The following is a 13,095-nucleotide window of genomic DNA, read 5'->3' on the forward strand; positions in this document are numbered from 1 at the left end:
CTCTTAGCTTACGTCTGCTACCTGGGCTTTAAGTGTTGCAATGGTGGCTTCAAGCTCTGCTGCCTGACTACGCTTTTTGGCAATGACTTCGGGAGCTGCTTTAGACACAAATGCCTCATTTGCCAGGGTTTTTGCAACGGACGCATAGGTCTTTTGAGCACCAGCAAGCTCCTTTTGAAGACGAGCTGCTTCTGCAGAAAGGTCTACTAACCCACCAAGGGCAACGTAAATCTCTAAACTACCATCTGCCACCGTTACGCTACCAGCAGGCTTTGTTGCATCCACGGTAAGCGTAAGCTCGCTTACGCGGCCAACGCGACAAACAAAGTCATGCTGCGCCTTAAGTGCCCCAAGCTCATCTGCGGAAGTTTTGACCGTAACGGCAAGCTCGGCCTTAGGCGACAAGCGATACCGCGCACGCGTAGAGCGAACGCTGGAAATAACACGACGAGCGAGCTCAAAGTTATTCTCGGCCTCATCATTGATAAAGCTTTCCAAGGAAGAAGGCTCGGGCCAGGCAGCCAGCATCAAAAACGAAGCATCATGAGCGTCCAAGCCAGAAGCAGGCAAAGCATCCCAAATTTTCTCGGTAACAAAGGGCATCACAGGATGAAGCATGCGCAAGCTTACGTCCAACACATATACGAGGTTACGCTGCACTTGTAAGCGTTGGTCAGGCGTACCATCCAACAAGCGACCTTTACACAGCTCAATATACCAGTCACATACCTCGTTCCAGAAGAAGGACTGAATGGAGCGTGCATACTCACCAAAGTCATAGGCTTCCAGCTGCTTGGTAGTTTGCGCAACTGTACGCGCCAAGCGCGACAGCATCCAGGCATCCTCAGGCGTTTGAGCCTGTGCAGGACCAGGCACATAGTCGCTCAGGTTCATTTGCACAAAGCGGCTCGCATTCCAAATCTTGGTAACAAAAGCCTTGGCTTGCTCAGTACGGGGTGAGTCAATAAGCTTTTTTGTCTTTTTATCTATGTTGGCATCAAACTTGACGTCTTGATTGGTAGTAATAAGCGTAAGCAAGTTAAAGCGCATGGCATCGGCACCATACTTGTCCATAAGTTCCATAGGATCCACGCCGTTGCCCTTTGATTTGGACATGCGGCTGCCATCCTTGGCCAAAATGGTGGCATAGATGTACACATCATGGAAGGGAATCTCGTCCGTAAAGTACAGTGAACTCATAACCATGCGAGCAACCCACAGAGCAATAATGTCACGTGCTGTTACGAGCACCTTGGTAGGATGATGCTCTGCAAGTTGGCTGGTATCATGAGGCCAACCCTGCGTAGCAAAGGTCCACAACTGGCTGGAAAACCAGGTGTCCAGAACATCTTCATCCTGGTGAACATGATGGCTGCCACACTTGGGACACACATCGGTGTCCTCCATCAGAGCATCCTGCCAGCCACAGTCATCACAGTAAAACACCGGAATACGATGTCCCCACCAAAGCTGGCGAGAAATGCACCAATCTTTAAGATTTTCCATCCACGTGAGGTAGGTTTGTGTCCAACGGTCTGGGTGGAAGGTAACCTCACCGTTTTTGACAACTTCTGTTGCACGCTGTTTGAGTTTATCGACAGCTACAAACCACTGCTCGCTGAGCCAAGGCTCCAATGTGGTATCACAGCGATAGCAGTGCATGACTGAATGCTCAAGATTCTCAACGTGATCCAAAAGCTCATGGCTCTCAAACCAATCCAACACGGCAGTGCGGCACTCATTGCGGTCCAAACCGCTCAAGTCACCATAGCCGTCTACTACATGAGCCGTCTCGTCAAAAATATTGATCTTAGGCAGGCCATGAGCCTCGCCCATGGCAAAGTCATTGGGGTCATGAGCAGGCGTTACCTTAACAAATCCCGTACCATAGCCAGCATCAACATGCCAATCTGCAAAGATGGGGATTTCACGGTTAACAATAGGCAGCATAACGGTCTTGCCTACCAGTTTTTGTTTATCTGAATCAGACGGAGAAACCGCAATACCAGTATCTCCCAGCATGGTTTCTGGACGAGTTGTAGCAACGGTAATGTACTCAATACCATCCACGGGCTCGGTAAGAGGATAGCGCAAATACCACAGATGACCTTTCTCATCACGATATTCTGCCTCATCATCAGAAATAGCAGTGTGGCAGTGGGGGCACCAATTAACAATACGCTTACCACGATAGATGAGCTTATCGTGGTACCACTCAACAAACACCTTGCGAACAGCCTGCGCATACTCAGGCGCCATCGTAAACTTTTCATCCTCAAAGTCTACCGAGCAGCCCATACGCTTAATCTGGTTAAGGATGGTTCCACCGTATTCATGCGTCCAATCCCAGCATGCCTCTAAAAACTTCTCACGACCAAGTTCCAGACGAGAAACGCCTTGAGCCTTAAGCTTTTTGTCCACCTTGGTTTGCGTTGCAATACCAGCATGATCTGTACCTACAATCCAGCGCGTAGAACGACCACGCATGCGGTTGTAGCGAACAAAGGTATCCTGAATGGAGTCATCCATTGCGTGACCCATATGCAAAATGCCCGTAACGTTGGGTGGCGGAATCACCACGGTGCAGTCCCCCACACCCTTACTCCGCCGATAGCAACCGGCATCAATCCATTTCTGAATAAGCTCTGGCTCACTTACTTGTGGATTGTACGATTTAGGCATTTCTTCCACGATACACTCTGCCCTCTCTTGGTGTGATTATCCAACAACAACCTGACAGCATAGCTGTGAATAAACAAGTATAACAAGCAGGATAGCACGCTGACGCGCACAGGTACGCACGCATGATGGAGCTATGCGTTTTACTGCAAGAAGACCACAGCCTCAACGTATGTGAGACAATAACATCTTGTTTTCTCATCTCTGGAGCTGTTTATGTTACTTGCCCTTATATCACTCTTTGTAGTATTACTCGTATTGAGGGTACTTATTGCTATTGTCCGCCGCTTTATTTCTTGGTTGGGACATGGCACATCCGTCTACCACATGGTAGGCGAAGACATGCCTGTAGAAGCCCAGTATGCTGCTCAAATTAGAGCCTATGTAGCACAAGCCGAGAAGACCCGTCGAGAGCATGGTATTATCGCAAGCTTACGCACGGGACAAAAGCACCTCTCGCGCGAACAGCGTGATGCTATCCAGCACTCGGTAGACCGTGCGCGTGAGGCCTACTTATCCTATATGAAACTTGAGCCTTACCATCTTGTTATTATCTTTTTATTGGGAAGCGTTGCGGGATTGATCCTCGAAGAGTTGTGGATGTTTTTTACGGCTGGTCTTACGCAAAGCCGTGTGGGTTTGGTCTGGGGACCGTTTTCTCCTCTTTATGGCTTTGGCGCTACGCTGCTTACCATGATTTGTTGGAGATTGCGCCGCCGTAATGCCAGCCCTATGGCCATCTTTTTTGTATCTGTGTTAGTTGGCGGGAGCTTGGAGCAATTTACTGGCTGGAGCATGGAAACGTTTTTCCATGCTTCTAGCTGGACGTATATCCATCTTCCAGATCACATTACCCAATGGGTTGCCTGGCGCTTTTTGTTCTTTTGGGGCGTATTGGGTCTTGCCTGGACGTGCATCATCATGCCCGATTTGCTCTACCGCATTGGTATGGCAACCACGCGTCGTCAGGTTGTTTTTGTATCACTGCTTGCCCTGTATTTAGCTGCAGATATCTTTATGACTGCCATGTGTTTTGGACGTAAGGTTGCACGCGATAAGGGCATTCCGGCACAAAACAGCTTTGAGACGTGGGTAGACGCAAACTACACTGATGATTTTATCGCCGCCCGATTCCAAAACCTCACTATTACTCAGGGACCACACCATGAATAATCCTGCACTAACGCGTTTGATGCTTGTAATGGGTGAGGAAGCCCTTGCCACACTTGCCCACAGCTGTGTCATGATCGTAGGCATTGGTGGCGTGGGCTCCAACTGTGCGGAAGCCCTTGCACGCGGAGGAGTAGGCAACTTTATCCTGCTTGATCGAGACACGGTAGAGCTGAGCAATATCAACCGTCAAGCCGTGGCATTTCACAGCACCGTAGGTCGTGCCAAGGTGGACGTTATGGCAAACCTTATCCACGACATTAATCCTGCTGCACAGGTGCATACGGTGCATGCGTTTTTGCCCAAAGCAGTGGAAGAAGTTTTAGATACCCTTCCCCGCCCTGACTACCTTGTAGATGCTATAGACACCATCTCTCAAAAATTGGCGCTCGCACGCTGGTGTCAAGAGCATATGATTCCCGAAATAAGCTCTATGGGTGGTGCCAACAAAATTGATCCCACGCACCTTCAGTTTGCTCCTATCGAGAAAACCACTATATGTCCCGTAGCACGTATTATGCGCAAGGAATGCAGAAAGCGTGGCATTCGTAAGTTGCAGGTTCTTTATTCTGATGAAGTACCCCTGCCTGCCCTTGGTGATGGTAATGGCCAAATAGATAAAGGCTCCATCCTTGGCACTATGAGCTACATTCCACCCATCATGGGGCACATGCTTGCCAGCCGTGTTATTTGTGACCTTACTGGTTTAGTAAATGACCAAACCAAACACCGATAAGAGCAGCTATGACCACTTCAGCCACCTTACAAACAACTCATCTGCCTGATTGGTCTTGCGCACCGTATGCGCTGTATGACATGCATCTGCATCTGGATTTGTGTGACAATCCTACTCGTATGGTTACCGACGCCCAGCGCCTCCATCTAGCATTTTTTGCAGTGCCTGTTACCCCACAAAGTTCCCAAAGATTTACCACACAGATGCAAGCTGCCAACAAAACCTGTGCATCCAACGTGCGTATTGGCATTGGTGCACATCCCTGGTGGATTGCGGATGGCTCCATAAGTCAATCAGACATAGACACTGCTTGTTTGCTCATTGCAAAGCACCGCTTTATAGGAGAAATTGGCCTTGATTTTTCTCCCAAGCATGTAGACCTTACTTCCAAAGACAAGCAAATTGCCGCGTTTACACAACTGTGTCATGCAGCCGCACGTGCCTCACAAGCAAACAAACAAAGTCGTGTGCTTTCCATCCATGCCGTACAATCCGCCCCAGAAGTTCTAGCCATCCTTAAACAAACTGGTGCACTGAGCAGTTGCAGCTGCATCTTCCATTGGTACAGCGGCCCCAGTGACACCCTCCATACAGCTGTTACTAACGGATGCTTATTCTCGATAAACCCTATGATGCTTGCTACCAAACGAGGCCGTGAATATGCCCGACAAATCCCTGTCAAGCAGCTCCTTACCGAAACCGATTTACCAGCGCCCCACCACACTAACCTTACGGCCCAAGAAATCGCAGATACGCTTACACAAACTATCAGGCACATCGCGCGCATTCGCAACATGGAAGCACTTGCGCTCCAAGCGCAACTCGCTCACAATGCTGCCAACGTTTTTGCAAGCGCTGTAGGGGGTGAATAAGATGGATATTGCCTATCTTTTGTGGCTACAAAACCTCCGCGAAGGCATTGGCCCCACGTTAGATAGCTTTTTTAACTTTATAACCTCTATAGTGGTAGGACCTGCTGCCATCATAGTAGTAGCAACGCTGTATTGGTGTGTAGATAAACGAGCTGGTTGGTACGTACTGACAAGTTTTGCCGTAGGCAATAACATCAACCAAACGCTTAAAGATTTCTTTTGTGTGCCGCGCCCGTGGTTGCGCTCTGCAGATATTCACCCCTCCCCTGCAGCACTTGGTGGTGCCACAGGGTATTCCTTCCCCAGTGGACACAGCCAAACCGCTGCTTCTATTTTTGGTGCTGCGGGTTGGTATTATCGCCATCTTGGCGTATGGGTGTTGCCTCTTGCTGGAACACTTATAGTACTTGCAGCCTTTTCTCGCAATATCCTTGGTGTGCATACACCACAGGATGTACTGGTAGGCATGACTGTTGGCATCCTTTCTTTGTGGCTGAGCTCACGGCTACTCAGCTGGATGGAGCAAAAAACTACCGCTCCCCTTACGGTTGCCCTCACGTTTATGTTTGTTGCACTTGCTCTTATGCTCTATACCGTGCTCAAACCGTATCCAATTCAGGGAATTGCCACAACTATCAATGTGGTAGAGATGCAAAAGGATGCCTTTACTACCGCAGGACTTTTAGCGGGTCTAGGCGTCTCTTGGTGGGCCGAGAAAAACTTTGTAAACTTCACCATTGATCGCTCTAACAAGCGTCAGATTATTTTGCGCGTTATATGCGGTCTTGGTCTTATTGCTTCTTGTTATGTAGGCATTTTGCTACCTCTTAAGATTCTTACACAGTCTGGTTTTCTTTATAAGTTTTGTACAGGCTTTTTGCTGGTAGTGGCTGGCATGGCGGGTGGTCCTGCGCTTACCCAATACATAGAAAAGCGTCAAACACAGCACACCACAGATGCGCGATAATAGATAAGAAGATTTCAGGGCAACTACAAAGCGCGTATAGCGCAACAAACATTTTTGAGCAAAGGATTTCTTAATGGCTAAGCTGTACTTTACCTACGGTGCTATGAACTGCGGAAAATCAACCTCTTTACTACAAGTTGCTTACAACTATGAAGAGCGCGGTATGCACGTTGTAGTACTCAAGCCCTCGGTAGATACCAAGGGTGATAACACCGTAATAAGTAGGCTAGGCACCCTGCGCACCGTTGATTGTCTCATTCACCGCGAAGACAACATGCAAGACGTTCTTGCCTCACTTTTTGAGAAACGCAATACCAAGATTGCCTGTGTCTTGGTGGATGAGTGCCAATTTTTAACTCCCCAACAAGTCAACCAACTGCATATCTTTGCACATACTAAAAGCATCCCTGTTATGTGTTATGGCCTGCGTACTGACTTTAAAACTGTCGGTTTTCCTGGTGCCACACGCCTGTTAGAAATTGCAGATGATATTAAAGAAATCAAAACTATCTGTTCTTGTGGCAAAAAAGCCACCTTTAACATGCGTTATGTTAACGGCAATCCCTCGTTTGAGGGCAAGCAGGTAGAGATTGATGACCAAGCAGACGTAACATACAAATCTGTTTGTGCTGATTGTTACTATCGCATTGCTGACCTTGCGTAACTAAGGCCGTCACAAAACATATCAGGATGGCTAGGGAATGTACTCTAAAGGGGCAGGAGATTGTTCTTTGTGAGCTGCCTCAAGAATTGTTGCTTTTTCCTGTTCAGTAAGGGTGGCTGTGCTATCAATCCGTCCGTTATACTTCCCAATTTTGGTCATCGTAAAAGTACTATCTTGCTCGTATATATCAAATCTTTTACTTACAAAACCTTCAGGAGCATAGTAGTAGGTTTTTTCTTGGTATTCAAAATGCGTAGCTGGACGCCACTGAACTGTTAAGAGGGCATAACTGCTCCAAAAAGAAGCAACCGTCAGACATACTAAGATGAGGTATATAAGCACACGGAATACTTTTCTTATACGCAATGTTGCAGTTAGTCTAAACATACACAGAAGCGCACACACATCGCAAACATCCGAAGCAATCATAAGGCCATTATGGAAGTGTGGCACAAAGGTGATGTATTGTATTAAAGAAAGAAGTCCAAACCCCATTCCCGCAAACACGGGAATAGCAATCTTAATAAGCAATGACCCTTTGGACGTAAGCTGCTGAGGTTGAGGCGTAGAAGTAGGCACAGACATAAGCAATCCGCTCTTATTGAAGTAGCCGCTCTATAATTTTTATAACACAGTAATTTATACCTAAGCAAACCTCTGCTCATAAACAAGAGCTTTATTTACAAAGCTCTAAGCTTTCTTATATGCAGCTGTAAAGCCACACAGCTGTGCAGCACAACAAAAAACCCTGCATAGCACTTCTTACCGTGCCATGCAGGGAATCCAGTGTGTATCTATCGTACAAACCGAGCTGTTGTAAAGTACTTACTTGCGGTTCTTCTTTGCCGTAATGAACTGTGGTTGCTCAGAGCCATCAACCGCGCCTTCAGTTACCACGACCTTCTCGATAGTAAGATCATCGGGAATGTTAAACATGGTATCTTGCAAGGTTGCCTCACAAATAGCACGAAGACCACGAGCTCCCGTACCACGTTTAAGCGCCATACGAGCAATGGCACGTAGTGCCTCGGGTTCAAACTCAAGCTGAACACCCTCAAGCTTAAACATACGACAATACTGCTTAACAATGGCGTTTCGAGGCTCAGTTAAAATCTTTACCAGGTCATCCTCGCGCAGCTCACGGGTGGAGGTAATGACTGGAATACGACCGATAAACTCGGGAATCATGCCAAACTTATGTAAGTCCATAGGCGTAACTTCACTCATGAGCTCATCTTGTGAGTCTTCTACCTTAGTGGCTACCTCGGAGTTAAAGCCCACGCCCTTCTTGCCAATACGATCTGCAACAATCTTATCCAAGCCAACAAACGCACCGCCGCAAATAAACAAGATGTTGGTGGTATCAATGTGAATGAGCTCTTGCTGAGGGTGCTTACGACCACCCTGGGGTGGCACGCTTGCCTCAGTTCCCTCAAGGATTTTAAGCAATGCTTGCTGGACGCCCTCACCAGATACATCACGCGTAATAGACAGGTTTTCTGCTTTACGAGCAATCTTATCAATCTCATCGATATAGACAATGCCTACCTGGGCACGCTCTACATCACCATCAGCAGCAGTAATGAGCTTAAGCAGGATATTCTCAACATCCTCGCCCACATATCCCGCTTCAGTAAGGGTGGTAGCATCGGCAATTGCAAAAGGCACTTCCAAGAAGCGAGCGAGCGTTTGCGCAAGCAGTGTTTTGCCAGTGCCGGTAGGACCAAGGAGCAAGATATTGCTCTTTGCAAGCTCTACTTCCTCCTCACCCTCTTCTAACACATCATCGCCAGCAATAACGCGGCGATAGTGGTTGTATACTGCTACACTCATGGCACGCTTAGCGTCTTCTTGGCCCATCACATACTGAGAGAGTTCGTCATAAATCTCGTGTGGGGTTGGCAAATTTTTAATGAGCGGAGCCAGCTCAGGCGCCTCTTCACTCTCGGGTGACTCTGAGACAAACTCATCTGCCTCAGAGATAATGTCACTGCATGCGGCAACACACTCATCACAAATGAATACACCGCCAGGACCCTGAATGAGCTTACGCACCTGGCTGCGTGACTTACCGCAAAACGAGCAGTGCATCTCTGAGTCCATACCCATACCGTCAAAGTCTGCCATTAACGCTCCTCGGAAGTGTGAGCGCTTTCCTTGCGAGAAGTAATGACCTTGTCTACCAGACCATACTCCATTGCCTGCTGAGCACGCATATAGTTGTCACGCTCAGTATCAGCATTGATTGTCTCGATAGGTTGGCCAGTAAAGCCTGCAAGCAAGCCATTAAGGTGCTCACGAATATACTTGGTCTCATCTGCAACAATCTGAATATCTGTTTGCTGGCCTTGAGCACCAGAGCTGGGTTGGTGGATGAGCACCATGGAGTTAGGAAGTGCAAAGCGCTTGCCCTTGGCACCAGCCGCAAGCAAAACGGCACCCATCGATGCAGCCATACCAACACAAATGGTAGATACATCAGGCTTGATGAAGTTCATGGTGTCTAAAATGCCCAAACCTGCATATACATCGCCACCAGGAGAATCAATATACAAAGAGATGTCCTTATCGGGATCTTGGCTTTCCAGGTGAAGCAGCTGAGCAATTACTAAATTGGCAGAATCACGCGTAACAGACTCCCCTAAAAACACAATGCGGTCGTTAAGCAAGCGCGAATAGATGTCATAGCTACGCTCGCCGCGCGGAGTTTGCTCGACGACGTAAGGAATGAGTGGCGTATTGGTAGGAGTGAACATGCAATTCCCCTTTCTAATGCACTGATAAAGACTATAACGACCATTTTTTTGACAGAGGGGCCGTGCATATATAGCACAGCCCCTCCTGCGTAGGTACCAGTCTTGAGTTACTTGTTGGACTTCTTGTCCTTCTTGGCAGCACGACGCTCAGCAACCTCATCTACCTCGGTTACCTGAGCGTTATCTACCAACCAGTCAAGGGCCTTATTACGCTTAATAGCTGCGCGAATTGCAGGAAGCTGGCCATTCTCACGCCAGTTCTCGATAAGTTCTGCAGGGTTTTGAGCACCAGACTCCTCAAACTCCTTTTGAATATCCTCTGCAGTAGCCTCAAAGCCCATCTTACGGGCAATAGCCTCAAGCGTTAGGCTCTGACGAGCGTTCTCATCTGCTTGCTTGCGAAGGTCAGCAATAAAGTCCTGTGCAGAAACACCCTGCATTTGTAGCCAACCATCCAAAGACATGCCCTGGGATTGCAGCTGAGACAGGAAGTTCTGGGTAATCTCGTTAAATACCTGATTTACATACTCAGAAGGTACTTCTTCAAGCTGAAGGTGCTGAGCCATCTGTACCAGAACACGGTTCTCCTTAAGGGTGGGAAGCGTATTCTTCTTATCAGACTCAATTTCAGACTTAAGGCCATCACGAAGCTCGGCTACGGTTTTGAAACCAAAGCCCTTCTCGGCAAGCTCATCCGTAAGCTCAGGAGTAACAGCAACCTTGATGGCGTTGAGGGTTACCTTAACGGCAAACTTGTGCTCATGAGCGTCCTCACCCTCACCGTGAGACTCAGTCCAAGAAATCTCCTTGGTCTCGCCCTTCTTCATGCCCTTGATGCCCTCATCAAAAGCCTCAGGAAGACCCTTGCCATCCAAAGCAAGCATGCGGTTCTCGCCAGCAAAACGCTCTGCATTCTCTACGTTCTCTATGTTGACATTAATAATGTCATCTGCAGCGGCGGCGCGGTCCTCTTCTACATCCTCATATGAGGTGCGATAGGACAAAAGAACATCAATTTGCTCATCAATCTCTGCTTCAGTTACCTCTGCAGGAGGCATGGTAATCTCAGGAGCATCATAAGAATCAAGCTCTGCAACAGGACGTACAGGAATGGTTGTGTCCACTACATAATCAGAACCTTCTACAACCAATACTGGCTCATCACCGTAGCTCACCTCACCTACGGGAGTAATGTCCAGCTCCTCAAGCATGAGAGGCTCTGCCTGACCAAGAAGATCATTGGTGGCCTGGCCAAGAACGCCGTCCTTGCCTACAATGCCATCAATAACAGGACGTGGGGTCTTACCTTTGCGGAAGCCTTGGAAGTTATACTTGTTAGCAATATCTTTGTATGCCTTGGCAACTGCCTTGTTTACATCCTCAGCGGCAACGGTAAGCTGTGCAGCAACCTTATTGTCCTGGGGCTCCTGTGCGGTGACGGTGATCTTCAACGTTCCTCCAGTGTGTCTTGAACCTACGCGGTTACAGCTGCAACCGCTTGCATCTGATTAAGTATGTATGCTGGTGCGGGCGAAAGGACTCGAACCTTCACGGGGGTTACCCACTAGAACCTAAATCTAGCGTGTCTACCAGTTCCACCACGCCCGCAACTAATGCATACAGCCTTGACATGATACCAGACAAACAAGTGTCTACCCACTTAGTTCACGGTCAAAACACGCGAACGTTATGTCCACATCACTTTTTGCACACCAAAGGCCGCTTCCTACCTATTCTTTGTACGAAGCGGCCTTTATTACACCATATTTTTGAACAGATTTTCTCGAGAACTGCCAAGAACTGCCGAGAAGATCATCTTTTTTGTTTGGCTGTGGTTTTTAGCACACGCCCTGAGCCATCATGGCTTCTGCCACCTTAAAGAAGCCAGCAATATTAGCACCAAATACTAAATTACCTTCATGACCATAGTCTTTTGCAGCGCTCGACGCAGCGGTATAAATAGATGCCATGATGGACTGCAAGCGTTGGTCTACCTCTTCAAACGTCCAAGACAGATGCTCTGCATTTTGGCTCATTTCCAAACCAGAAACTGCTACGCCACCAGCATTTGCTGCTTTACCCGGTGCAAAAAAGACGCCATTATCCTGCAAATACTGTGTTGCCTCCAGCGTGGTGGGCATGTTAGCACCCTCAACCACATACCGACAACCCTGTGCCACAAGCATCTGAGCATCCTCAAGAGCAAGCTCGTTTTGCGTGGCGCATGGCATTGCTACATCGCACTTCTGACCCCAAGGACGCTGTCCTTCATGGTATATCGCACCCGGACGAGCAGCCACGTACTCAGTCAGGCGTGCACGACGGACTTCCTTTACATCCTTAAGCGTTGCAACATCAATACCATCAGGGTCATATACGTAGCCCGAGGAATCAGACACGGTTACTACCTTGGCACCCAGTTGCTGAGCCTTTTGGGCAGCATAAATTGCAACGTTACCAGCACCAGAAATGCATACGGTCTTGCCCGCCAGCTCTTCGCCCTTCTCGGCCAGCATATGGGTAAGGAAGTACACCGCACCATACCCGGTTGCCTCGGTACGAGCTAAAGAACCACCATAACTTAAGCTTTTGCCCGTAAGCACACCAGACCACTCGTTACGCAAGCGCTTATACTGGCCAAAAAGATAGCCAATCTCACGTGCGCCAGTACCAATATCACCAGCAGGAACATCCGTGTTAGGACCAATATGGCGATAGAGCTCTGTCATAAAGCTCTGACAAAATGCCATAACCTCGCGGTCAGACTTACCTTTAGGGTCAAAGTCCGAGCCGCCTTTGCCTCCACCCATAGGAAGCGTAGTCAGGCTATTCTTAAAAATCTGCTCAAACCCAAGGAACTTAAGGATGGATAGGTTAACACTAGGATGCAAGCGCAAGCCGCCCTTGTAAGGTCCAATGGCAGAGTTAAACTCAATACGATACCCACGATTAACCTGTACCTGCCCTTTATCATCCACCCAAGGAACCCTAAACATAATGACACGCTCGGGCTCTACCAAACGCTCCAACAGCGCTTGACTCTGATACTCGGGATGTACATCCAGCACAGGCTGCAAGCTCACCAGCACCTCTTCTGCTGCCTGGATAAACTCTGGCTGATCTGCATACCTCTCTTTGAGCTGGGCAATTACCTCAGAAGAATAAGACATGGCATCTCCCTTATTTATGACCGTTACGGGCTATGACTAAAACAAGTATGCTCAAACATACGAACAAGAAAAGCATAGCGG

At 48.2% G+C, this 13,095-nt stretch carries 11 protein-coding genes and 1 tRNA gene; 5 read left to right on the forward strand and 7 right to left on the reverse strand.

What is annotated here, in order from left to right; genetic code table 11:
- Window positions 1-3 precede the first annotated feature (3 nt).
- Window positions 4-2,691: a valine--tRNA ligase gene (locus SPD80_RS06050; protein ID WP_320828949.1), complete on the reverse strand. Its 2,688-nt coding sequence runs from the start codon at window positions 2,689-2,691 to the stop codon at window positions 4-6.
- A 204-nt stretch (window positions 2,692-2,895) separates the two neighbouring features.
- Here SPD80_RS06050 and SPD80_RS06055 point away from each other — a divergent pair, with 204 nt between their 5' ends.
- The 5 genes from SPD80_RS06055 (at window position 2,896) to SPD80_RS06075 (ending at window position 7,088) form a co-directional block, all read left to right on the forward strand.
- A complete protein-coding gene (locus SPD80_RS06055) occupies window positions 2,896-3,852 on the forward strand; it encodes a putative ABC transporter permease (RefSeq protein ID WP_320828951.1) in 957 nt (318 codons plus the stop codon).
- Window positions 3,845-4,585, forward strand: a complete 741-nt coding sequence (locus tag SPD80_RS06060) for a tRNA threonylcarbamoyladenosine dehydratase (protein WP_320828952.1) — start codon at window positions 3,845-3,847, stop codon at window positions 4,583-4,585. Before SPD80_RS06055 ends, SPD80_RS06060 begins: the two co-directional genes overlap by 8 nt.
- Before the next feature lie 8 nt (window positions 4,586-4,593).
- The gene (locus SPD80_RS06065) at window positions 4,594-5,457 is read left to right on the forward strand and encodes a TatD family hydrolase (protein ID WP_320828954.1); all 864 of its coding nucleotides are present in this window, start codon (window positions 4,594-4,596) and stop codon (window positions 5,455-5,457) included.
- Between the two features lies 1 nt (window position 5,458).
- Entirely contained in the window at window positions 5,459-6,424 is a 966-nt protein-coding gene (locus tag SPD80_RS06070; protein WP_320828955.1) for a phosphatase PAP2 family protein, read from the forward strand.
- A 73-nt stretch (window positions 6,425-6,497) separates the two neighbouring features.
- Window positions 6,498-7,088, forward strand: coding sequence for a thymidine kinase (locus SPD80_RS06075; protein WP_320605100.1), 591 nt, complete (start codon window positions 6,498-6,500; stop codon window positions 7,086-7,088).
- Window positions 7,089-7,118: 30 nt separating this feature from the next.
- Here SPD80_RS06075 and SPD80_RS06080 read toward each other — a convergent pair whose 3' ends face one another.
- The 6 genes from SPD80_RS06080 to gdhA form a co-directional block, all read right to left on the reverse strand.
- Window positions 7,119-7,673, reverse strand: coding sequence for a hypothetical protein (locus SPD80_RS06080; protein ID WP_320605102.1), 555 nt, complete (start codon window positions 7,671-7,673; stop codon window positions 7,119-7,121).
- Between the two features lie 240 nt (window positions 7,674-7,913).
- Complete coding sequence (gene clpX / locus SPD80_RS06085) at window positions 7,914-9,215, reverse strand: ATP-dependent Clp protease ATP-binding subunit ClpX (RefSeq protein WP_320605104.1); 1,302 nt, start codon at window positions 9,213-9,215, stop codon at window positions 7,914-7,916.
- Window positions 9,215-9,844 (reverse strand): ATP-dependent Clp protease proteolytic subunit, encoded by a 630-nt coding sequence (locus tag SPD80_RS06090; protein ID WP_320605106.1) that lies wholly within the window; start codon window positions 9,842-9,844, stop codon window positions 9,215-9,217. Before SPD80_RS06090 ends, clpX begins: the two co-directional genes overlap by 1 nt.
- Window positions 9,845-9,951: 107 nt before the next feature.
- Window positions 9,952-11,295: a trigger factor gene (gene tig, locus SPD80_RS06095; RefSeq protein ID WP_320828957.1), complete on the reverse strand. Its 1,344-nt coding sequence runs from the start codon at window positions 11,293-11,295 to the stop codon at window positions 9,952-9,954.
- A gap of 71 nt (window positions 11,296-11,366) precedes the next feature.
- Window positions 11,367-11,452, reverse strand: a tRNA-Leu gene (locus SPD80_RS06100).
- A 230-nt stretch (window positions 11,453-11,682) separates the two neighbouring features.
- Window positions 11,683-13,014 carry an NADP-specific glutamate dehydrogenase gene (gene gdhA / locus SPD80_RS06105; RefSeq protein WP_320828958.1) on the reverse strand — a complete coding sequence of 444 codons (1,332 nt, stop codon included), beginning with the start codon at window positions 13,012-13,014 and terminating at the stop codon, window positions 11,683-11,685.
- Window positions 13,015-13,095: the final 81 nt, after the last annotated feature.

Source organism: Atopobium sp. (assembly GCF_034113385.1).
GTDB lineage: Bacteria > Actinomycetota > Coriobacteriia > Coriobacteriales > Atopobiaceae > Atopobium.

What these genes read in the sequence shown, in the direction of transcription:
- SPD80_RS06070 (WP_320828955.1), top strand. Translation starts at nt 5,459, where the DNA reads ATGGATATTGCCTATCTTTTGTGGCTACAAAACCTCCGCGAAGGCATT.
- gdhA (WP_320828958.1), bottom strand. Translation starts at nt 13,014, where the DNA reads ATGTCTTATTCTTCTGAGGTAATTGCCCAGCTCAAAGAGAGGTATGCA.
- SPD80_RS06080 (WP_320605102.1), bottom strand. Translation starts at nt 7,673, where the DNA reads ATGTCTGTGCCTACTTCTACGCCTCAACCTCAGCAGCTTACGTCCAAA.
- SPD80_RS06090 (WP_320605106.1), bottom strand. Translation starts at nt 9,844, where the DNA reads ATGTTCACTCCTACCAATACGCCACTCATTCCTTACGTCGTCGAGCAA.
- clpX (WP_320605104.1), bottom strand. Translation starts at nt 9,215, where the DNA reads ATGGCAGACTTTGACGGTATGGGTATGGACTCAGAGATGCACTGCTCG.
- SPD80_RS06055 (WP_320828951.1), top strand. Translation starts at nt 2,896, where the DNA reads ATGTTACTTGCCCTTATATCACTCTTTGTAGTATTACTCGTATTGAGG.
- SPD80_RS06065 (WP_320828954.1), top strand. Translation starts at nt 4,594, where the DNA reads ATGACCACTTCAGCCACCTTACAAACAACTCATCTGCCTGATTGGTCT.
- SPD80_RS06060 (WP_320828952.1), top strand. Translation starts at nt 3,845, where the DNA reads ATGAATAATCCTGCACTAACGCGTTTGATGCTTGTAATGGGTGAGGAA.
- SPD80_RS06075 (WP_320605100.1), top strand. Translation starts at nt 6,498, where the DNA reads ATGGCTAAGCTGTACTTTACCTACGGTGCTATGAACTGCGGAAAATCA.